We start from the raw sequence: 21,281 nt of genomic DNA, 5'->3' as shown, positions 1-21,281 counted from the left end.
GCTTGGCCTAGACAACCCCTTCCCGGCGCAACAGCCTCGCTTCGGCCAGAAGCGCAATCAGCACCTCGATGTGCCGCGCGCAGGAATAGGACATATCGCCCGCGAGCCGCGTCTCCTCCAGCTCTGCTTCCACCGACATCAACGTCGGCACCGTCTCTTCGGGCGACAGGCCGCAGCGGACCAGCCGCCGCAGATCCCGCTCGCGCCGGTAATCGCCAAGGCCAAAGCGGGCTGCCCGCATCAAAAGGCGCGGGCGGCGCAGGTTGGCAAGGACCATGCGAAAATCTGACATTCTGCTCTCCGATTCAGGAGGGCGCATCATGCATCGGGGCAACCCAGCGTTGCGTGATCCGGGATTGCAGCGCGCGGAGGTTACCGAAAAGTTTAGGAATTCCGCGCAATTGTTCAAACCGACCGAGCGTTTAACCAACAGGTAACCAATTCCACCCAAGGTTGTGATTGTCCAAGGCTGGACGAAAACAGACCCGGGGTGGCGACAAGGACGGGACGACTGAATTGCCAGAGCTATCTGCCGCCAGCCTGCCTGACTGGCTTCCAGCTGCCGTGCGCCACTACCTGCATCATATCGACGACGGTACGTCGCTCAGGGCCCTGGCACGGCGCGAGGGGCTCCACCCCTCGACCATCCTGCGTCAGGTGCGCCGGTTCGAAAGTCGTCGCGAAGACCCGCTGATGGATGAAGCGCTGTCGGCCATGTCGCGTCTGTCCCAATCGCGTCTTTCCCAAAGTATCGCCGTCGACCCAGCCCGAAAGGAAGCTCAACCCATGTCCGTACATCCCCGCAGCCCAGCCGCGGCGCCAAAGCTGTGCGATGACCAGTCCCTTGCCAGCGAAGGCCGCCGCGTCTTGCGCCGACTGGCCGAACCCGGCGCCGTGATGGCGATTGCGCCCGAGATGGAAAAGGCCGTCGTCCTGCGCGAGATGCCGGATGGCCGCAACCTGCGCACGGCCGTGCTGGAACGCAGCGTGGCCCAGGCCTTCACGCTCAAGGACTGGATCACCTGCCGCAAGCCGGGACGGGTCTCGACCTACGAAATCACCGCCGCCGGTCGCGCGGCCCTGCGCCGGATGACGGATGAGGAAGACCGCCGCCGTCAGGGCGCGGCCGACGGCGCGGCCTTTGGCGATCAGCACCGGGTCTGGGGCGAACGGGCGGTGATCGACGACGATGGCCCGCGCCGTGTGCGCTACAACATGGCGGAAAGCCCGGTGGGCGTGCTGGGCCGCCGACGCGACCGCGACGGAAAGCCGTTTCTTGAGGCGGACCTTGTGGAAGCGGCGGAACGTCTGCGCGAGGATTTCGAACTGGCACAGATGGGACCCCGCGTCGCCCAGAACTGGGACAGGTTCCTGACCGGGGGCGACCGCGGAAGCTTTCAGCCGGACAGCGGTCTGGGCGAGGGGCCCGGCCGCGCCCGCGCCCGGGTGGCCGCGGCCTTGCGGGACCTTGGGCCGGGACTGGGCGACGTTGCCTTGCGCTGCTGCTGCTTTCTGGAAGGGCTGGAAGTTGCGGAAAAGCGGATGGGCTGGGCGGCGCGGTCGGGAAAGATCGTGCTGCGGATCGCGCTGATGCGGCTTCGGCGCCACTATGATGAGACCTATGGCCGCTCTGGCCCCCTGATCGGCTGATCAGGCCGAAACGCCGCGCAGAACCAGCAGCACCGACATCGCCGCCAGAAACACCGAGCCCAGCCGCCGCAAGACGAACAATGCGCGCGGCTGGCGCAGACCCTGGCCCCGCAAGGCCGCGCCAAGCCCGGCCCAGAGGATCGCCACCGCCACAACCAGTGCGGCGAACAGCGTGACATTTCCGGCCAGCCGATCTGGCGATGGCAAAAGGACCAGCCCGAAGATCAGCGCCTTGGGGTTCAATGCCGTTGTCAGGAACAGCGCCCCCGCGCTGACCGAGGTGTGTGCCGCGACCGCAGGCAATCGCCACAGCCGGACCGCCAGAACCGCGACCCAGACCGCCGCCGCAAGGGCCACAGCCAGCGCCAGACCCGGCCATGCCGCCAGCACGCGCTGCCCGATCAGCGTCAGCGGAACCACTGTCAGCAGATATCCCGCCAGCTCTGCCGGGATCAGCCGCAGGGCCGCTGCCAGCCCACGCTCGGCCCCTGCCAGCAGCATCAGCGAATTGGTCGGCCCCGGCGTCAACAGCAGCGCCAGCACGGCAAGCGTAAGTTCGGTCGTGGTCATCATGGTCCTCTGGATACCTGTCCTCTGCCAGAGGGGCGAGAGGCTGGCCTTGATCCGCGTCAATCTTTCGCAGCCTCCCATGCGCGCTCTGCATGGCCCCAAGGCGGGGGCCCCGGTGGCTGGCGCGTTGCCATTTCGGCAAATCCGGCCTATCTCCTTCAGGTGAACCGGCAAGGGGAATGATCCGTGCGCGACCTCAAGCTTCCTGACGAACGCCACCCTGAAAAGGCGCATCGCCCCGACAATGCGCAGCCGAAAAAGCCGTCCTGGATCCGGGTGAAGGCCCCCACGTCCGAAGGGTACAAGCGCACCCGTGACATCCTGCGCGAGAAAAAGCTGGTGACCGTCTGCGAAGAGGCCGGCTGCCCCAACGTCGGCGAATGCTGGAGCCAGGGCCACGCCACCATGATGATCATGGGCGAGATCTGCACCCGGGGCTGCACCTTCTGCAACGTGGCCACCGGCAAGCCGCAAACCCTGGATGCCTTCGAACCCGGCCGCGTCGCCCATGCCGTGGCCGAACTGGGGTTGAACCATGTCGTCGTCACCTCTGTCGACCGCGATGACCTTGCCGATGGCGGGGCCGACCACTTCGCCCAGACCATCCGCGCCATCCGCCATCGCGCCCCGGGCACGACGATCGAGGTGCTGATCCCCGATTTCCTGCGCTGCGGCCCGGATGCGCTTGAAACCGTGGTTGCCGCCCGGCCCGATGTCTTGAACCACAACCTCGAAACCGTCCCCGGCCTGTACCCCGAGGTGCGCCCCGGCGCGCGCTACTTCCACTCGCTGCGCCTTTTGCAACGGGTGAAGGAACTGGACCCGACGATGTTCACCAAATCCGGGATCATGGTCGGGCTGGGTGAGGACCGTCAGGCGGTGCAGCAGGTCATGGATGACATGCGTGCCGCCGATGTCGATTTCCTGACCATCGGCCAATATCTGCAACCGACACCGAAACACCACCGGGTTGACCGCTTCGTCACGCCCGAAGAATTCCAGGCCTATGAGACGGCTGCCTTCGGGAAAGGGTTCCTGATGGTTTCGGCAACGCCGCTGACACGGTCATCCTACCACGCGGGCGATGACTTCGCCCGGATGCGCGCGGCGCGGCAGGCAGGGCGCGGATAGTCCCAAGTGAGTTTTCGCAGAAAACTCATGCACTGATTTTCTGCGAAAATCAGAACAGCATGCGGACTGGGCCGGTGTTGCAGACGACGATGTACTGGTTTTGCGTGACCAGAAGATGATAGCCGCGACGGCGCACCTCATCGACGAAGCGGTCATGCCCGACCTCATTTCCAACCCAGCCGATGGCCCGGCGCACGACACCTCCATTGGCGGCCTTGGCCGAAAAGACCAGATCGATCCAGGCGTCAGGGTCGGATTGGCGGCGAGTGGGAAAGCAGTTCTGATCCATCGCCGAACTCTGCCCGCACAAGGTTAATCTGCGCTAAACGGGCGAGCTTCGTCCTCACTCCACCCCCGGCACGGCCAGCAGATACTCAGCCACTGCCACACGGTCGGCTTCCGGCAGCCGTGCCATGTTCTCCACCACATGCGCCATGTGGCCGCCCACACTATCAAACTCGGGCGTGAAGCCGGTGGTCAGGTATTGCACGATGTCGGGCACCGTCCAGCCAAGGGCGGTGGGCGTGATGTTGGGGATCCGGCCCTGACCCGACGGGTTGGGCGCGCCCGCCAGCCAGCGCCCGGTATCGAGCCCCCCCAGAAGGTTGCGCGGCGTGTGGCATTCGCCGCAATGCGCCAGCGCCTCGGCGATATAGCGGCCACGGTCGGCGGTCGGTGTCAGATTGCCGGCAAGCGACCAGTCCTCGGACAGAAACAGCAGTTTCCAGACCCCGATGGTTTCCCGGCGCGAGAAGGGAAAGGCCAGTTCATGCGGTTGGCTGGGGGTGGCGTCGGCGGGCAGGGTCTGCAGGAAGGCATGCAGGTCGGCCACATCCTGCAGCCGCATTCGCGCGTAAGACGCATAGGGCAGGGACGGATAGTAATGGGTGCCTTCCGGGCTCACCCCCCGCTGCAGCGCGTTGGCCAGATCAAGCAGCCCCCAGCCGCCAATGCCATGGGTTGGATCCTGGCTGATGTTCGGCGCGACGAAAGTCCCGAAATCCGACGGAAACCGCTGCCCGCCCGCCAGCACCAACTGTGCATCGCCCTTGGCCTCGGCGGCCATGTGGCAGGACGCGCAACCGGCGGCCCAGAACACCATCTCGCCTGCTACGGCGTCCCCGGTCAGGCCCGCCACATCCGCCTCGGACAAGGGCTGCGGTCTTGCCAGCACCCAAAGACCACCCGCCCCGATCAGACCCAATGCCAACAGCCAGCCCAAGAGGCGCATCGCAAAACTCCGCTTTTGTGCATCTGCGGGCCAAGACTAAAGGACCAGGGCAGGCTGTCCAGTCACGGTTTCGCATTCAGGCGGTTCAGCGTCAGTCCCTCAGGCCAGCCAAAGGCCCATTCCAGCCCCACGATCATCAGGCACAGGGCGATGACTGCAAAGACCAGCTTGACATGCCCGGCCGAGGGCGGGTTCTGCGCCCACCGTTTGGCGCGCACCAGCCAGTGCATCACGTTCACGCCGAGGGTCCGGTGAAACGCACCTTCCCGATATAGGGCAGGTTGCGGTTGCGCTGGGCAAAGTCGATGCCATAGCCCACCACGAATTCATCGGGGATTTCAAACCCGGTCCAATCGGCTTTCACGGCGGCTTCCCGCCGCGACGGTTTGTCCAGCAGCGCGCAAACCTTCAGCTGCCGTGGGCCGCGCGCCTTGAGCAGGTGGATCACATGGTGCAGCGTGAACCCGGTATCGACGATATCTTCCACCACCAGCACATCGCGCCCGGCAATCTCGCCCCGCAGGTCTTTCAGGATCCGCACCTCGCGGCTGGAATGCATCGCATCGCCGTAGGAGGAGGCTTCAAGGAAATCCACCTCGACCGGCAGTTCGATCTCACGCACCAGATCGGCGATGAACACGAAGGACCCGCGCAACAGGCCCACGACCACCAGCTTGTCGGTGCCCTTGAAATGCTGGGTGATCTCGCGCGCCAGCGCCTCGACCCGCGCGGCGATGGCCTTGGCGCTGATCATCTGGTCGATGACATAGGAAGGGTCGGCGGGGCGGTCGCTTTGGCTGTCCGTCATGGTGCTTTTCCGGGGTTTGTCGCGCCTTCCTACAGGTCTGCGGTCCCAATGGCGAGGGGAACTCTCTTGTCACACCCGCTTGATCTTGCGGCGCAACCGGGCCACATGTCGGGCAAAACCGCGTGTGCCATGCCCACCCATACCGAAACCAAGCGCCTGCCCTACACCGCCCAGCAGATGTATGATCTGGTGGCCGATGTCGGGTCATATCCGAAATTCCTGCCCTGGAATGCTGCCGCCCGCATCCGCAGCCGCCGTCCGATCCCGAACGGGGGCGAGGTGATGGAGGCGGATCTTGTCATCTCTTTCAAGGTCTTCCGCGAACGGTTCACCAGCCGCGTCACCCTTTGGCCCGAGGCGCGGAAGATCGATACCGAGTATCTGGATGGCCCCTTCCGCCACATGCTTTCCAACTGGGCGTTCCGTGACATCCCGGGCGGCTGCGAGGTTGATTTCCACGTCGACTTCGAATTTCGCAACGCTATCCTGCAGGGGATCATCGGCGTGGTGTTCAACGATGCCATGCTTCGGATCGTCCGCGCCTTCGAACGTCGCGCGGCGGAACTTTACGGCCCGGCACCGCTTTGACGCGACGGAAAAGGGTCACGGGCGCGTGATCAGGCGACCTGCAACTGAAAGGACGAACGATGCGTCTGCTGTCCCTGATCCTGTTCTGGCTGATCTCCAGCCTTCCCCTGGCCGCCGAAACGGTACGTCTGGGCGACCGGTCCTATGAAATTGCCTTGCCCGCCAACCCGCGCGGCGCGCCGATGATCCTTGCACTGCATGGCGGTGGTGGGAACCCCGACCAGTTCGCCTCGGCCTCGGGCCTTGCGCGCGCGGCGGTGGGGCGGGGCTACGCGGTGATCTTTCCCGCCGGCAGCGTGCGCTTTGGTGGCGAGAAGCTGTTGACCTGGAACGGCGGCTATTGCTGCGGCTATGCCGCACGGGCGCGGGTGGACGATCAGGCCTTCCTGAAGGCGGTGATCAAGGACGCGCAAGACCGGTTCGGGCTGGATGGCAGCCGGGTCTACCTGACGGGCATGTCGAACGGGTCGATCATGGTGGAAACCTTCGCCGCCCTGAACCCCGGTCTGGTGCGCGCCGTCGCAGGCGTTGCCGGCACCATGGACACCCGCCGCATCCGCGTGGCGGGGCAGGTCCCGCTTCTGGTCATCCACGGCACCGCCGATGACAACGTGCCCTATGACGGGGGCGTCGGCAACGTCAGCATATCCCGCACCAGTTTCGCCTCGGTGGACTCGGTCGTCGCGGCCTTTCTGGCGCCATGGGGGCGCGGGCTGAAGGTGACCGAACGGCAGATCGACCGGCGGCGGAATGATGGCACCTCGGTCACGGTTACCGACCACATGAAGGGCAGGACGGTTGTCCTGCGGCTGATGACTGTGGTGGGCGGCGGGCATCACTGGCCGGGCGGGCGCAAGGCGCGGATGGACAGCGGCAAGACCGAAGAAATTGACGCCAATACCGAGATCTTGCGGTTCTTCGCGCTGCACCCCTGACGGGTCAGTCCAGCGCCCCGGCCAGCAAGGCCAGCGCATGCGCCGTGGCGGCCTTGCGCACTTTGGCCCGGCCAAGCGCGCCGAAGTCTACCGTTTCGCTCGTGGCAGGCTGCCCGATCCGCGCCAGACCAAAGCAGACCCGCCCCTCAGGCTTGACCCCGGACCCGCCCGGCCCGGCGATCCCGGTGATCGACACGGCCAGCCCTGCCGCTGAGCGTGCCAGCGCGCCCTCGGCCATCTCCAGCGCCACGGGTTCCGACACCGCGCCCTGCGCTGCCAGAGTGGCAGGTGACACCCCCAGCATCTCCTCCTTCGCAGCGTTGGAATAGGTGACAAAGCCCCGGTCGAACACGTCCGACGACCCCGGGATATCGGTCAGTGCCACCGCGACCATGCCCCCGGTGCAGCTTTCCGCCGTGGCAATGCGCAGGCCCCAGTATCGCGCCCGGGCCAGAAGAGTGGCGACATCTGCCCCAACCTTGCCAGTTCCTGCCTTGCCTACCTTAGCCGCTACCTTAGCCATGGCTCCACCACCCCGTGATAAACCCCCGCCAGCGCCATTGACCCGACCCCTGCAAAGAGCCCGGCCCAAAGGTCATCCAGCATGACCCCGGTCGCCCCCCCCATCCGGTCAGCCCGGCCGATGACCCACGGCTTCCAGACATCAAACAGCCGGAACAGCAGGAACGGTGCCACCCAGGCTGGCCAGGCCGCAAAGAGCATATCTTCCACCCCGTGCCGCCAGAGCGGGATGACGGTGAAGGACAGCGCCAGCCATTGCCCGGCAAATTCGTCGATCACCACTTCGGACGGGTCCTGATCCACGCTGGTGCGCAGATAACCCGGCACGGCCCAGAACCCCGCGACTGTTGCCAGAACGAACCCCACCGGCACCAGCCACGCCAGCCCCGCCTGATAGGCCGCCACCGCCAGCCCCACCGCAATGGCCGAGGCCCAGGTGCCACTGGCTGGCCGCAGATGCCCCGCGCCAAGGACTGTGGCGATCGCCCAATTCATGCCCGCACCAGAACGGCCGTGGCCAGCGCGGCAATGCCTTCCTCGCGCCCGGTAAAGCCCAGCCGCTCCGACGTGGTGGCCTTGACCGACACGCGGCCCGCCGCCACCCCCATGATCCGCGCCAGTTCCGCTTGCATGGCAAGGGCATGCGGCCCGATCTTCGGCCGCTCACACACCAGCGTCACGTCGCAATTGCCCAAGTCATAGCCGCGCGACCGGGCCAGCTCGACCGCATGGGCCAGAAAGATATGGCTGGCCGCCCCCTTCCATTGCGGGTCGCTTGGCGGGAAATGGCGGCCAATGTCCCCCTCGGCCAAAGCGCCATAGATCGCATCGGTCAGCGCGTGCATCCCGACATCGGCATCGGAATGGCCCAGCAGCCCGCGCCCATGCGGCACCTTTATCCCGCACAGCCAGACATGATCTCCGTCGCAAAAGGCGTGCACGTCATAGCCGTTGCCCATCCGCACATCCATGGATTGCCCCTTCAGGATCGCCTCGGCCCGGGCGAAATCGCCGGGGTAGGTCAGCTTCAGATTGGTGTCCTCGCCCTCGACGATCGCCACGTCAAGCCCCGCGGCCCGCGCCACTTCCACATCATCCGCCGCCCCGCCGGGATGCGCGCGATGTGCCGCCAGAATGGGCGCAAAGCGAAAGGCCTGCGGCGTCTGCGCCCGGTAAAGCCCCGCGCGGTCCACGGTGCCCGCCACAAGGCCACCCGCACCCCGCCACAGCGCGTCGGTCACCGGCAGGGCAGGGGCCGCCCCGTCATGGGTATCCAGCGCCGCGATCAAGCGGCTGATCAGCGCGCGGGACACCAAGGGCCGCGCGCCGTCATGGATCAACACGCGGCTGACCCCGGCCCCCTCCAGCGCCTGCAGACCTGCCAGAACCGACGCATCGCGTGAGGCGCCCCCGTCAACCAGCCGCCCGCCAAACCCAAGCGCCACAGCCCGCGCCCGGTCCTCTGGGTGGATCACCAGCACCACTGGCAGGTCCGCGAACGCATCAAGCACATGCGCCAGCACCGGCCGCCCGGCCAGCATCTGCCATTGCTTTGGCACCTCGCCGCCCATGCGGCTGCCGCGACCCGCGGCGACGATGACGATGGCTGTATCCATATGCTCCTGCCCTTTGCATCCTGACTAATCCAGCCCGCGCAGCATGACAATCTGGCGCAGAACCGGGCGCAACTGATTAAAAATTGTGCATCGCATGTTTTTCGGTCATTTTCTGGCTTCATCGCCTTGGACCTGCCGTCCCGGGGGCCTACCAGTAACCTGTGCGCACAAGGAATAGGCAGTTGTCCCTCCCTCCCGGCTCTCTTTCACACGGCCTTCTCCCTGGCTCTCTGGCCATCGGCGCCGTCACGATTGGTTCGCCGGTGATCCTTGCCCCGCTTGCCGGGATCACGGACTTGCCGTTTCGCCGGCTGGTCGCCCGGTTCGGCGCGGGGCTGGTGGTCAGCGAAATGGTCGCCAGCGAAGAGGTCGTCCGCGCAAGGCCCGAAGCCCGCGCAAGGGCCGAGCTTGGCTTGGGCGAACAGGCCACCTCGGTTCAGCTGGCCGGACGTGATCCCTACTGGATGGCCGAAGGTGCCCGCTATGTCGAAGGGCAGGGCGCCCGGATCATCGACATCAACATGGGTTGCCCGTCCAAGCGGGTGACGACCGGCCTCTGCGGCTCCGCCCTTTTGCGCGATCTTGACCTTGCGCTGAAGCTGATCGAGGCGGTGGTGGGGGCCGTCAAGGTGCCGGTCACGCTGAAAACCCGGCTGGGCTGGGACGATACCCTGCACAACGCCCCCGACCTTGCCCGGCGTGCCGAAGGCGCGGGCGTACAGATGATCACCATCCACGGCCGCACCCGCTGCCAGTTCTACAAGGGCCACGCCAACTGGGCCGCGATCCGCGCGGTGAAAGAAGCGGTGTCGATCCCCGTCATAGCGAATGGCGACATCACCGACAGCGCCACCGCGCGTGAGGCGTTGCGCCTGTCCGGGGCCGATGGCGTGATGATCGGCAGGGGTGCACAGGGGGCACCCTGGCGGCTGGCCGAGGTGGCGCATGACCTGTGCGGCACACCCGCACCCAAGATCCCGCAGGGCGGGGCGCTGGGGCGGCTGATCCTCGATCACTACGACGACATGCTCACCTTCTACGGGCGCGATCTTGGCCTGCGCATGGCCCGCAAACACCTTGGCTGGTATCTGGAAGAGGCGGGCCTGCCCCACGCCCGCGAAGCGATCCTGACCTCGACCGACCCGGCCGAGGTGATCCAGCTTCTGGAACAGGCCTTTGCCGAACTGGAACTTGCCGCATGACCCCCTACCGGATGCCATACCCGGTGCCGGGCGTCATCTGGGCCTCGCTCCCCTTGCCGGCGCTGCTGATCGACCAGCGCGGCAGCATTCTGGAAGCGAACCCCGCGGCGGAGACCTTTCTCAACACATCCGACAAGGCCCTGCGCGGCCAGCCCGCCTTTGACAGGCTCTCCATCGACGCGCCGATGGAAGAGGCGCTGGCCCGCGCCCGGTCCAACCAGTCGCCCCTGAACATCAACAATGTCGATGTTACCACCGGCGAACGTCCACCCGTCCAATGCACGGTCCACATCGCGCCAATGCATGACAACCCCGATGTCATCATGCTGATCCTCTCCCCGCGTGAGATTGCGGATCGGCTGGGTCGGTCGATGGGCGTCAAATCCGCCGCGCGGTCTGCCATCGGCATGGCCGAAATGCTGGCGCATGAAATCAAGAACCCCCTCGCCGGGATTTCGGGCGCGGCACAGCTTTTGTCGATGAACCTGTCGCCCGAAGATCGGGAAATGACCGACCTCATCGTCGAGGAAACCCGCCGCATCGTGAAACTGCTCGAACAGGTCGAACAGTTCGGCAACATCCGGCCCCCGGACCGCAAGCCCGTGAACATCCACGACGCGCTGGACCGCGCCCGCAAATCGGCGCTGGTGGGCTTCGCCGCCCACATGACCATCGCCGAGGATTACGATCCCTCGCTGCCCCCCACCTTTGCCGACAGTGACCAGTTGATGCAGGTCTTTCTGAACCTGATCAAGAACGCTGCCGAGGCGGGCAGGCCGGGCGGCACGATCCGCCTGCACACCTTCTACGACCTCTCGCTGCGCCTGCGGCGCAAGGACGGGGCCTCGGCCGCGCTGCCACTGCAGATCGAGATCATCGACGATGGCCCCGGCATCAAGCCGGAAATCGCCGCCAGCATCTTCGAGCCCTTCGTCTCGGGCCGCGAAAACGGCACCGGCCTTGGCCTCGCGCTCGTCTCCAAGATCATCTCTGACCACGAAGGCTGGATCTCTGTCGATTCCGTCCCCGGTCGCACCGTATTTCGCGTGTCGCTTCCCATGGCGCCGCGCGACAACAAAAAGGAAGGCAAGTAATGGATGGCACCGTCCTCGTCGCTGATGATGACCGCACGATCCGTACCGTTCTGACGCAGGCTTTGACGCGGGCCGGGTGCAAGGTCCACGCGACCTCCAGCCTGATGACGCTGATGCGCTGGGTGGAAGAAGGGAAGGGCGATCTGGTGATCTCTGACGTCATCATGCCCGATGGCAACGGTCTGGACGCCCTGCCGCGGATCGCCAAGATGCGCCCCGGTCTGCCGGTCATCGTGATTTCCGCCCAGAACACCATCATGACCGCCATTCAGGCGGCTGAAGCCGAAGCCTTCGACTACCTGCCCAAACCCTTTGACCTGCCCGACCTGATGAAGCGGTCCTCCAAGGCGCTTGAACAAAAGCGCCGCACCCCCAAAGTGGTGGTCGCCCCGCGCGATGCGGGCGATGATCTGCCGCTGGTGGGACGCACGCCCGCCATGCAGTCGCTCTACCGGCTGGTGGCGCGGGTGATGAACACCGACCTTCCGGTTCTGATCACAGGCGAATCCGGCACCGGCAAATCGCTGATCGCCCGCGCGATCCATGATTTTTCGGACCGGCGGACCTTGCCCTTTGCGGTGGCCCAGGCCGCTGACCTCCAAGGCGTCGACGGCCCCTCGACCCTGCTTGCCAAGGCGCGCGGCGGGTCCATCGTGTTTGATGAGGTCGCCGATTTCGACGAGGATACCCAAGCCCGCGTCGTCCGCATGCTGGACCTCTTGGGCGACAATGCCCCCCGCATCATGTCCACCAGCCAATCCGACCTCTCCGCCCGCATGGAAGCCGGCCAGTTCCGGCAGGATCTGTACTACCGCCTTGGCGGCGTCAGCCTGCATGTCCCCAGCCTGCGCGAACGGGTGGATGACATCCCGCTGCTGGCCGAACATTTCCTTGCCAAGGGCGAACGTGATCTTGGCGCTGTCCGCCGCCTGTCTGCCGACGCCACCGAACTGGTCCGCGCCTACAGCTGGCCCGGCAACGTGCGCCAGCTGGAAAACACGATCCGCCGCCTGCTTGTCACCGCCTCCGAATCCGAGATTTCGCGGTTGGAGGTTGAACAGGTTCTGGGCAACCAGCCCAGCCCCGAACCCCGCGCGGATGGTGGCGGGGGGGAAAAGCTGTCCGCCTCCGTCGCGCGCCACCTGAAGCGCTACTTCGATCTGCACGGCGGCCAACTGCCCCCCCCGGCGTCTACCAGCGCATCCTGCGCGAGGTGGAACTGCCCCTGATCGAGATTGCGCTGGATGCAACTGCCGGAAATCAGGCGAAATGCGCCGATCTTCTGGGCATCAACCGCAACACGCTGCGCAAGAAGATCACCGACCTCGACATCCGCGTGACCCGTCGCCGTAAATTGATGTAACCCGGCCACGGACCCTGTGTCTTTTGGGTTTCACCCCGGACCACATCAAGATATAGTGGTGCAGGGTGGGAAAACCCCCGGGTTACGGGCAGGATCGGTTGGATCGGGCAGTTCAAAGGGATGTCTGGGCTCGCTTCTCGCGCCTGCGTCGGCAGCGGCGGGTGCAGACGGCGGTTACGCTTGGCCTTGTTTTCCTTGGCCCGCTCTTGGCAGTGGGCACCTTTCTGGCCATGGGGCCGTTCAATCAGGACGCAGCATCGCCCATCCTGCGGCTGATCCTGCTGACCGACCTGATCTACGTCCTTGTCATCGCGGCGCTGGTTCTGGCCCGCGTATCGCGCATGATCGCCGACCGCCGGTCACGATCCGCCGGGTCGCGGCTGCACATGCGGCTGTCGGGCGTCTTCATGCTGATCGCCCTTGTGCCCACCGTCCTTGTGGCCGTCTTCGCCGTCCTGTCCATCAACATCGGGCTTGAGGGCTGGTTTTCCGAACGCGTCCGGTCGGTTGTCGGCTCCTCTCTCGCCGCCGCCCAGGCGTATGAGGCGGTGCAGCGCGACGATCTGGCCGCGGATGTCGCAGCCCTGTCAGGCTTTATCAACACCGCCAAACGGCAGACCGTCTTTCTGCGCGACGACCAACTGCGCCCGGTCCTGTCGCAGGGGCAGGCCGTCATTCAGCGCGGCCTCAAGGAAGCTTACCTTGTCGATGGCGATGGCGAGTTGAAGACGCGCGGCGAACGGTCCTATCTGTTCGGCTTCGAAGCGATCAGCGCCGAACAGCTGCGGTTGGCCCGCGAAGGCAACACCGTCCTGATCCCGGACTGGCCGAACAACGAATTTCGCGCGCTTGTCTACCTTGACGCCTTCCCCGACCGCTATCTTTACGTCACGCGTGAGGTGGACGGCTCGATCCTCTCCCTTCTTGATGAAACGCAGGAAACCGTCCAGCTGTACAACCAGCTGGAAAGCGAACGTGGGCGGCTGCTGTTCAACTTCGGCCTGATCTACCTTGGCTTTGCGCTGATCCTGATCCTTGCTGCCGTCTGGCTTGGCCTGTGGTTCGCTGAACGCCTGTCGCGGCCAGTGGGTCGTCTGGCGGGGGCGGCGGAAAGGGTAGGGGGCGGCGATCTGGATGTGCAGGTCACTGAAGAGGAGGGCGATGACGAAATCGCCTCGCTTGGCCGCCTGTTCAACCAGATGACGCGTCAGTTGAAAGGCCAGCGCGACGCCTTGATGGTCAGCCACAGCCAGACCGAACGCCGCCGCCGCCTGTTCGATTCAGTGCTGTCCAACGTGACGGCGGGTGTCATCGGTCTGGACAGCGACGGCGACATCGACTTTGTGAACCGCGCCGCCGAACGCCTGCTCGACTTTGCCGATGGCCAGTCCGACATCCCGCTTGCCGCTGCCGTGCCAGAGTTTGCCCCCCTGTTCGACCGCGTCCGCGAAGGCGCCGGCACCGCCGTTCAGGAAGAGGTGCGCCTGACCCGCAAAGGCAAGATTGAAAGCCTGCTGGTGCGGATGAGCGTGCGGCGCAGCGAGGACGGCAGTCTTGAGGGCTATGTCGTGGCCTTCGACGACGTGACCGACCTCGTCAGCGCCCAGCGGATGGCCGCATGGGGCGACGTGGCCCGCCGCATTGCGCATGAAATCAAGAACCCCCTCACGCCCATCCAGCTGTCCGCCGAACGGATCAAGCGCAAGTTTTCGTCCCAAGTCCGCGACCACGAAGACTTGGAGCAATACACCGATGTCATCGTCCGCCAGACCAACGACCTGCGCCGGATTGTGGACGAATTTTCCAAATTCGCCCGCATGCCCGAACCCGACCGCCGCGATTGCGACCTTGCCGAACTGCTGCGCGGGGCGGTCCTTTTGCAGGAAAACGGCCAGCCCGACGTGCGCTTTGTCACGTCCATCCTTCCCGGTCCCCTGCCGCTGGAACTTGACGCGACCATGATCGGCCAGGCCTTGACAAACCTGATGAAGAACGCGGGCGAAGCCATTGAAGCCTATCGCGAAAAGTCGGCCCCTGCGGGCTTTGTGCCCGAAATCCGCGTCACGCTGGAAGCCGATGACAGCGAAGCCGTCATCCGCATCATGGACAACGGCACCGGCCTGCCGCCCGATCGCGCCCGCCTGTTCGAACCCTATGTGACCACCCGTGACAAGGGCACCGGCCTTGGCCTGCCCATCGTCAAGAAGATCATCGAGGAACATGGCGGCACGCTCGCCCTTCTCGACGCGCCGGTGTTTGACGGTGCCACCCACCCCGGCGCTTTGGCCGAGATACGCCTGCCGCGTGTCCCCCGCCGCCGACCCAAGAACCAAGCCCCGCAAGCCAAGGCGGGCAAGGAGGTAAAGCATGAGCATTCTGATCGTTGATGATGAACAGGACATCCGTGAACTGGTGGGCGACATCCTGCAGGATGAAGGCTACACCGTCCGGCTTGCCGCGAATTCCGACGACTGCATGGCCGAAATCAACGCGGAACCCCCGTCGCTGATGATCCTCGACATCTGGCTGAAAGACAGTCGGATGGATGGGATCGACATCCTCAAGACGGTCAAGCGCGACAACCCCGATGTGCCGGTCGTCATCATCTCGGGCCATGGCAACATCGAAATCGCCGTCGCCGCGATCAAGCAGGGCGCCTATGACTTCATCGAAAAGCCCTTCAACATCGACCAGTTGATGGTCGTCGTCGCCCGCGCCATGGAAACCTCGCGCCTGCGCCGCGAGAATCAGGAACTCCGCCGCCGTGACGTCGCCTCGGCGGACATGCTGGGCAGCTCAGCCGCCTTCAAGACGTTGAAATCCAACCTCGACAAGGTGACCAAATCCAACGGCCGCGTGATGCTGACGGGCGAACCCGGGTCGGGCAAGGAAATGGCCGCCCGCTACATCCACAGCAACTCCAACCGTGCGTCTGCCCCCTTCATCACCGTCTCCTCCGCCTCGATCGAGCCCGAGCGGATGGAAGAGGTGTTGTTCGGCCGCGAAACCCCTGAACGCGGCGTGGAACCCGGCCTTCTGGAACAGGCCCATGGCGGCGTGGTCTATTTCGACGAAGTCGCCGACATGCCCCTTGGCACCCAAGGCAAAATCCTCCGCGTCCTCACCGAACAGCAATTCACTCGCGCCGGCGGCACCGACAAGGTCCGCGTCGATCTGCGCGTGATCTCCTCAACCTGCCGCGATCTGCGCAGCGAAATCGGTCTTGGCCGGTTCCGTCAGGAACTTTACGACCGCCTCAACGTCGTCCCGATCCCGGTTCCGGCGCTGTCGGAACGCTGCGAAGACATCCCCGACCTTGCCCGCCACTTCATCGGCTGGTTCCACAAGACCCAGGGCCTCCCCGCCCGCAGCTTCACGCCCGAGGCTGAGACGATGCTGCAGACCATGCCCTGGCCCGGCAACATCCGCCAACTCCGCAACATGGTCGAACGCGTGCTGATCCTGGGCGACACGTCCGGCCCGATCGAGGCGCATGAACTGCCCGGCACCGAACCGAAGTCCGAGGCAGAGACCGGCGGTCTGCCCCTCTCCGGTGCCATCGCGGCCCTTCCCCTGCGCGAAGCCCGCGAACTTTTCGAACGGGAATATCTTCTGACCCAGATCAACCGCTTTGGTGGCAATATCAGCCGCACGGCCAGCTTTGTCGGCATGGAACGCTCGGCCCTGCACCGAAAGCTGAAATCCCTTGGTGTGGTCGGCACATCGCGGGGTGGTGCCGGGCGAGGGTTCACCGACTACGACGAATAGCGAAAGCGCCCGGCGTCCGGCCCTCTTGTGGCATGATGCCGGGTAGCCTTGGGGCGGGACCGATTGACCCCCCCCGCCTGATCTGACATGCAGTTCCCCACGGCGGGACGCGGGGAATCTGATGAAGGTCATCATCTGCGGGGCGGGCCAGGTCGGCTGGCAGATCGCGCGCCACCTCTCTGGCGAAAAGAACGATGTCACATTGGTTGACACCAACGCCGACCTTGTGCGCCGGGCGACCGATACGCTGGACGTGCAAGGCGTGGTCGGTTTTGCCAGCCATCCGGACGTGCTGGAAAAGGCCGGCGCGCGCGACGCCGACATGCTGATCGCCGCCACCCATTCGGATGAGGTGAACATGGTCACCTGTCAGGTGGCCCATTCCATCTTCAACATCACCCGCAAGATCGCCCGCATCCGCGCGCAGAACTATCTTGATGCCCTGTATGGGGATCTGACCAACCAGGACCAGCTTGCCATCGACGTGGTGATCTCGCCCGAGCGTGAGGTGGCCGAGGCCGCGCTGCAGCGCCTTGCCGCCCCCGCGACCTTTGACACGGAAAGTTTCATGGGCGGCCACGCGCAGCTTCTGGGCATCCAGCTGTCCGAAGATTGCCCGGTCCTGAACACGCCCCTGCGCCAGCTGAACGAGCTGTTCTCCACCCTCCGCGCCATCGTCGTCGGCATCCGCCGCGAAGGCCGCCTGTTTGCGCCCGAAGCCGGCGACCAGCTGTTTGCCGAGGATCAGATCTACGTCTTCACCCATATCGAGGACGTCAACCGCGCCTTGGAAATCTTTGGCAAGAAGACCAAGAAACAGGAACGCATCGTCATCGTCGGGGGCGGCAACGTCGGGCTTGCCGTGGCCCTTGCGCTGGAAAAGCGGACCGACCGGATCCGCGCCAAGATCATCGAGAAAGACCGCGCCACTGCCGAACATGCCGCCGACTCGCTGGAACGCACGATTGTGCTGAACGGCGATGGCATGGACATCGATCTTCTGATGGAAGCCGCGATCGACCGCGCCGATGCCATCCTTGCCGTGACGGATGACGACAAGACCAACCTGCTGGTGGCGGTCCGGGCCAAGCAGGCGGGCTGTCAGATGACCATCGCCCTGGTGAACGACCCCACGCTTGCGCCCCTGATGGCCCCCCTCGACATCGACGCCTATATCAACCCGCGCGCGACCACCGTGTCGTCGATCCTGCGCCACATCCGCCATGGCCGGGTCCGCGCCGTCTATTCCATCGGCGACGCCGAGGCCGAGATGATCGAGGCGCAGGTCCTGTCCACCTCGCCCCTCTCCGGGCGCCTTGTCCGGGATATCGAGTTTCCCGAAGGCGTCCTTGTCGGCGCGGTGATGAAGGGCGAAAAGGTCCTGAAACCCACGGTGGACCTGCGCATCGAAGCCGGTGACGTCATCGCCCTTTTCGCCATGGCCAGCGACGTGCCCGAGGTTGAACGCCTCTTGCAGGTCTCGATCGACTTTTTCTGATGCTGTCGCGTCTGGCAGAACTGCCGCTTCTGGTCGTGCTCCTTGGGATCACCGGCTGCCTGGCACTTTTGCCCGCGCTGCATGGCGTGGCCACCGACCAGAACGAACTTGCCCGCGCCTTCTTCTACGCCGCGCTTATCCTGCTGATCCTGACCGTGATGCTGGGCATCGCCACCGCCGCCTTCACCCCGCGCGATGCCGCCCGCAGCCACCTTGCCTCGCTCGTCGGGGCCTATCTGCTCTTGCCCGTCGCCATGGTCCTGCCCCTGCGTGAGGCGCTGCCCGACACCAGCCTGATCAACGCCTGGTTCGAGATGACCTCCAGCTTCACCACCACGGGCGCGACCGTGTATCCGGCAGACCGGCTGTCGGATACCGTGCACCTGTGGCGGGCGATCGTCGGCTGGTACGGCGGGTTCTTCGTGCTGCTGGCCGCCTATGCCATCCTTGCCCCCCTGAACCTTGGCGGGTCCGAGGTCGCCTCGGGCCGCGTGCCGGGGCGGGGGGCGCATGGCACGGCCCAGGTCACCCGCACGGCCGAGCCTTCGGAACGCCTGACCCGCTATGCGCTCCGGCTGTTTCCCGTCTTTACCGCCCTGACCCTTCTGCTCTGGCTTGGCCTGCTGCTTGCCGGGGAACCGGCGACGACGGCCCTGATCCATGCCATGGGCACGCTCTCGACCTCGGGCATTTCCGGGCAATCCGGCCTTGCCGGGTCCGGTGCCGGAATCCCGGGCGAGATGCTGATCTTCCTCTTTTTCATCTTCGCGATCACCCGTCGCGCGCTTCCCGGGCCCGGCCCGGCCGCGCAACGCCGCGGCCTGCCCGGCGACCCCGAACTGCGCTTGGCCGCGCTCATTGTCCTCAGCGTGACAGTCATCCTGTTCCTGCGCCACTGGTTCGTCGCCGAGGCGGCCGGACTCGCCGAAGACGCCCCGCGCGCGCTGGCCTCGCTCTGGGGCATCCTGTTCACCGCCGCCTCGTTCCTCACCACCACCGGCTATGTCTCGGCCGAATGGCAAAGTGCTGCGCAATGGTCGGGGATCGGCACGCCCGGTCTGATCCTGCTTGCGCTGGCCATCATCGGTGGCGGCACGGCAACAACCGCAGGCGGGGTCAAGCTGCTCCGGGTCTATGCCCTTCTGCGCCACGGTGAGCGTGAGTTGGAGCGGATCATCCACCCCAACTCCATCGGGCGCGGTGGCGGTGACGCCCGCCGCCTGCGTGAAGAAGGGGCCCAACTGGCCTGGGTCTTCTTCATGCTTTTCGCCTTCACCATCGCCGTCATGACCGCTGTCCTCGCACTGCTTGGCGTTGCTTTCGAACCGGCCCTCGTGCTTGCCATCGCCGCCCTGACCACGACGGGCCAACTGGCTGACTTCGGGGCCAGCCTGCCCATCGCCTATGGCGATCTGACCCCGTCCGTGAAGCTGGCGCTTGGTCTTGCGATGATTGTGGGACGGCTGGAAACACTCGCCCTTCTGGCGCTGATCCTGCCCGCCCGGGGCCGCCGCTGACCCCGGCCGCTGACCCGGACTGCGGCCACTCAACCGCCCGTCGCGTAACAGCCTGATTTTTGCGCTGGAATCTCCCTGAAACCCGCTTCATACTTGGGGCAGGCCGTCTTAGGCGGTGACGACAGGGCTGATAGAAAAACACCGCAGCCGCGACAGTGAAGCTTTAGAAAAACAAGGCAAAAAAGCAATGGCCGCCGACAAGCAAAACCTGCAAGACGCCTTCCTCAATCATGTGCGGAAGGCCAAAGTTCCGGTAACGATCTTCCTGATAAACGGGGTCAAGCTGCAGGGCGTGATCACCTGGTTTGACAACTTCTGCGTGCTGTTGCGCCGTGATGGACAATCGCAGCTGGTCTACAAGCACGCCATTTCAACCATCATGCCGGGCGCACCCATCAGCCTGTACGAAGGGGAAGACTGATCTCCACCGATCCTCAGGACCCGGATGACCTGCTCTCACAAAGGGCAGGGCAACGTCTGCGCGACACCGCCGCGCAGCCGACGCGCACCTATGTCCTGCATCCGGCGCTGAAGTCCGCCAACGCCCGCCGCCTGCCCGAACATGGGCTGGCCGAGGCTGTGGCGCTCGCCGCCGCCTTGCCGGAACTTGACATCCGCGGGGCCGAGGTCGTGCGCCTGTCCCGCACCAGCCCCGCCACGCTGATCGGCTCCGGCAAGGTCGAAGACCTCAAGACCCGCTTCAAGGCGGACGAGATTGAACTGGTGCTGGTCGATGGCACCGTCTCCCCCGTCCAGCAGCGCAATCTGGAAAAGGAGTGGGGCGTCAAACTTCTCGACCGCACCTCGCTGATCCTTGAGATTTTCGCCGACCGCGCCCGCACCCGCGAAGGGGTGTTGCAGGTCGAACTCGCCGCGCTCAGCTATCAGCGCACCCGCCTTGTCCGGGCCTGGACCCACCTTGAACGCCAGCGCGGCGGCTTTGGCTTTGTCGGCGGCCCGGGGGAAACCCAGCTTGAGGCCGACCGCCGCGCCATCGACGATCAGGTCATCCGCCTCAAGCGCCAGCTGGACAAGGTGGTGAAGACCCGCGAACTCCACCGCGCCTCGCGCCGCAAGGTGCCGTTTCCGCTGGTGGCGCTCGTGGGCTATACCAACGCTGGCAAATCCACGCTGTTCAACCGGATGACCGGGGCCGAGGTTCTGGCCAAGGACATGCTTTTCGCCACGCTTGACCCCACGATGCGCGGCATCACCTTGCCCGCGCCGGATGGCGGGGCAGGGCGCAAGATCATCGCCTCCGATACCGTGGGCTTCATTTCCGACCTGCCGACCCAGCTTGTCGCCGCCTTCCGCGCCACGCTGGAAGAGGTGCTTGAGGCGGACCTGATCCTGCATGTCCGCGACATCAGCCACCCCGAAACCGCCGAACAGGCGCAGGACGTGGCCGAAATCCTGACCTCGCTTGGCGTCAAGCCCGCCGTCCCGGTGCTTGAGGTGTGGAACAAGCTGGACCTCGTCGACCCGGCTGCCCGCGCCGCCCTTGCCCTTGGCGCCACGGGGCGTGACCGGGTGTTCCCGGTCTCCGCCCTGACCGGCGAAGGCGTGCCGACCCTGCTGGACGCGATCTCTCTGGTCTTTGACGAAGCCAAGACCGACCAGACCCTGATCCTGCCCTTCGCCGAGGGGCGCAAGCGCGCATGGCTGCATCAGGAAGGTGTCGTTATGGCCGAGGTGGAGGCCGAGGATGGCTATCACCTGACCCTGCGCTGGACCGCCCGCCAGGAAAAACGCTTCCGCGATCTTTGAGCCAGCTTTGAGCCAGCGATT

Annotated in this window: 21 protein-coding genes and 1 pseudogene; 13 read left to right on the top strand and 9 right to left on the bottom strand. The window is 65.3% G+C overall.

Annotation, left to right across the window (positions count from 1 at the left end):
- Positions 1-7 precede the first annotated feature (7 nt).
- Positions 8-292 carry a DUF6477 family protein gene (locus EI545_RS01845; RefSeq protein WP_125323882.1) on the bottom strand — a complete coding sequence of 95 codons (285 nt, stop codon included), beginning with the start codon at positions 290-292 and terminating at the stop codon, positions 8-10.
- Between the two features lie 224 nt (positions 293-516).
- On the opposite strand from EI545_RS01845, the gene EI545_RS01840 reads away from it, so the two are divergent.
- A complete protein-coding gene (locus tag EI545_RS01840; RefSeq protein ID WP_125323881.1) occupies positions 517-1,650 on the top strand; it encodes a DUF6456 domain-containing protein in 1,134 nt (377 codons plus the stop codon).
- Here the strand turns inward: EI545_RS01840 and EI545_RS01835 are convergent, their stop codons facing one another.
- The gene (locus EI545_RS01835; RefSeq protein ID WP_125323880.1) at positions 1,651-2,223 is read right to left on the bottom strand and encodes a hypothetical protein; all 573 of its coding nucleotides are present in this window, start codon (positions 2,221-2,223) and stop codon (positions 1,651-1,653) included.
- 183 nt (positions 2,224-2,406) lie between these two features.
- On the opposite strand from EI545_RS01835, the gene lipA reads away from it, so the two are divergent.
- Positions 2,407-3,351: a lipoyl synthase gene (lipA, locus tag EI545_RS01830; RefSeq protein WP_125323879.1), complete on the top strand. Its 945-nt coding sequence runs from the start codon at positions 2,407-2,409 to the stop codon at positions 3,349-3,351.
- 49 nt (positions 3,352-3,400) lie between these two features.
- On the opposite strand, the gene EI545_RS01825 is transcribed toward lipA, so the two are convergent.
- The 4 genes from EI545_RS01825 to hpt all read right to left on the bottom strand — a co-directional run bounded on the left by EI545_RS01825 (position 3,401) and on the right by hpt (position 5,390).
- Positions 3,401-3,640, bottom strand: a complete 240-nt coding sequence (locus tag EI545_RS01825) for an N-(5'-phosphoribosyl)anthranilate isomerase (RefSeq protein WP_125323878.1) — start codon at positions 3,638-3,640, stop codon at positions 3,401-3,403.
- Positions 3,641-3,694: 54 nt separating this feature from the next.
- Positions 3,695-4,582 (bottom strand): c-type cytochrome, encoded by an 888-nt coding sequence (locus EI545_RS01820; RefSeq protein WP_125323877.1) that lies wholly within the window; start codon positions 4,580-4,582, stop codon positions 3,695-3,697.
- Positions 4,583-4,644: 62 nt separating this feature from the next.
- Positions 4,645-4,821, bottom strand: a complete 177-nt coding sequence (locus tag EI545_RS21270) for a hypothetical protein (RefSeq protein WP_164517182.1) — start codon at positions 4,819-4,821, stop codon at positions 4,645-4,647.
- A complete protein-coding gene (gene hpt / locus EI545_RS01815; protein WP_125323876.1) occupies positions 4,818-5,390 on the bottom strand; it encodes a hypoxanthine phosphoribosyltransferase in 573 nt (190 codons plus the stop codon). Before hpt ends, EI545_RS21270 begins: the two co-directional genes overlap by 4 nt.
- Positions 5,391-5,519: 129 nt before the next feature.
- Here hpt and EI545_RS01810 point away from each other — a divergent pair, with 129 nt between their 5' ends.
- Together EI545_RS01810 and EI545_RS01805 are read left to right on the top strand one after the other, a co-directional pair.
- Entirely contained in the window at positions 5,520-5,978 is a 459-nt protein-coding gene (locus EI545_RS01810) for a type II toxin-antitoxin system RatA family toxin (RefSeq protein ID WP_125327190.1), read from the top strand.
- 59 nt (positions 5,979-6,037) lie between these two features.
- Positions 6,038-6,913: a CE1 family esterase gene (locus tag EI545_RS01805; RefSeq protein WP_125323875.1), complete on the top strand. Its 876-nt coding sequence runs from the start codon at positions 6,038-6,040 to the stop codon at positions 6,911-6,913.
- Positions 6,914-6,917: 4 nt separating this feature from the next.
- Here EI545_RS01805 and EI545_RS01800 read toward each other — a convergent pair whose 3' ends face one another.
- Genes EI545_RS01800 through EI545_RS01790 form a run of 3 tightly spaced genes read right to left on the bottom strand, consistent with a single transcriptional unit; the run spans position 6,918 to position 9,051 of the window.
- Complete coding sequence (locus tag EI545_RS01800) at positions 6,918-7,436, bottom strand: CinA family protein (RefSeq protein ID WP_125323874.1); 519 nt, start codon at positions 7,434-7,436, stop codon at positions 6,918-6,920.
- Entirely contained in the window at positions 7,424-7,930 is a 507-nt protein-coding gene (locus EI545_RS01795; protein ID WP_125323873.1) for a phosphatidylglycerophosphatase A family protein, read from the bottom strand. Before EI545_RS01795 ends, EI545_RS01800 begins: the two co-directional genes overlap by 13 nt.
- Positions 7,927-9,051 (bottom strand): bifunctional 2-C-methyl-D-erythritol 4-phosphate cytidylyltransferase/2-C-methyl-D-erythritol 2,4-cyclodiphosphate synthase, encoded by a 1,125-nt coding sequence (locus EI545_RS01790; protein WP_125323872.1) that lies wholly within the window; start codon positions 9,049-9,051, stop codon positions 7,927-7,929. The genes EI545_RS01795 and EI545_RS01790 overlap by 4 nt, the downstream gene beginning before the upstream one ends.
- Before the next feature lie 263 nt (positions 9,052-9,314).
- Here EI545_RS01790 and dusB point away from each other — a divergent pair, with 263 nt between their 5' ends.
- The 9 genes and pseudogenes from dusB to hflX all read left to right on the top strand — a co-directional run bounded on the left by dusB (position 9,315) and on the right by hflX (position 21,260).
- Entirely contained in the window at positions 9,315-10,253 is a 939-nt protein-coding gene (gene dusB / locus EI545_RS01785; protein ID WP_342776558.1) for a tRNA dihydrouridine synthase DusB, read from the top strand.
- Positions 10,250-11,347 (top strand): two-component system sensor histidine kinase NtrB, encoded by a 1,098-nt coding sequence (locus tag EI545_RS01780; protein WP_125323871.1) that lies wholly within the window; start codon positions 10,250-10,252, stop codon positions 11,345-11,347. The genes dusB and EI545_RS01780 overlap by 4 nt, the downstream gene beginning before the upstream one ends.
- A pseudogene (locus tag EI545_RS01775) lies at positions 11,347-12,710 on the top strand (response regulator). Before EI545_RS01780 ends, EI545_RS01775 begins: the two are co-directional and overlap by 1 nt.
- A gap of 98 nt (positions 12,711-12,808) precedes the next feature.
- Positions 12,809-15,097 (top strand): sensor histidine kinase NtrY-like, encoded by a 2,289-nt coding sequence (locus EI545_RS01770; protein ID WP_125323870.1) that lies wholly within the window; start codon positions 12,809-12,811, stop codon positions 15,095-15,097.
- Entirely contained in the window at positions 15,078-16,478 is a 1,401-nt protein-coding gene (gene ntrX / locus EI545_RS01765; protein ID WP_125323869.1) for a nitrogen assimilation response regulator NtrX, read from the top strand. Before EI545_RS01770 ends, ntrX begins: the two co-directional genes overlap by 20 nt.
- Positions 16,479-16,599: 121 nt before the next feature.
- Positions 16,600-17,976 carry a Trk system potassium transporter TrkA gene (gene trkA, locus EI545_RS01760; RefSeq protein WP_125323868.1) on the top strand — a complete coding sequence of 459 codons (1,377 nt, stop codon included), beginning with the start codon at positions 16,600-16,602 and terminating at the stop codon, positions 17,974-17,976.
- Positions 17,976-19,493, top strand: coding sequence for a TrkH family potassium uptake protein (locus tag EI545_RS01755; protein ID WP_174258169.1), 1,518 nt, complete (start codon positions 17,976-17,978; stop codon positions 19,491-19,493). Before trkA ends, EI545_RS01755 begins: the two co-directional genes overlap by 1 nt.
- A 187-nt stretch (positions 19,494-19,680) precedes the next feature.
- Positions 19,681-19,914, top strand: coding sequence for an RNA chaperone Hfq (gene hfq / locus EI545_RS01750; protein WP_008028786.1), 234 nt, complete (start codon positions 19,681-19,683; stop codon positions 19,912-19,914).
- A gap of 29 nt (positions 19,915-19,943) precedes the next feature.
- On the top strand, positions 19,944-21,260 hold the full coding sequence (hflX, locus tag EI545_RS01745) for a GTPase HflX (protein ID WP_484421914.1): 1,317 nt from the start codon (positions 19,944-19,946) through the stop codon (positions 21,258-21,260).
- Positions 21,261-21,281 lie beyond the last annotated feature (21 nt).

The organism is Tabrizicola piscis (genome assembly GCF_003940805.1).
Classification (GTDB): Bacteria; Pseudomonadota; Alphaproteobacteria; order Rhodobacterales; family Rhodobacteraceae; genus Tabrizicola; species Tabrizicola piscis.
This window is presented reverse-complemented; position numbering and strand designations above follow the sequence as displayed.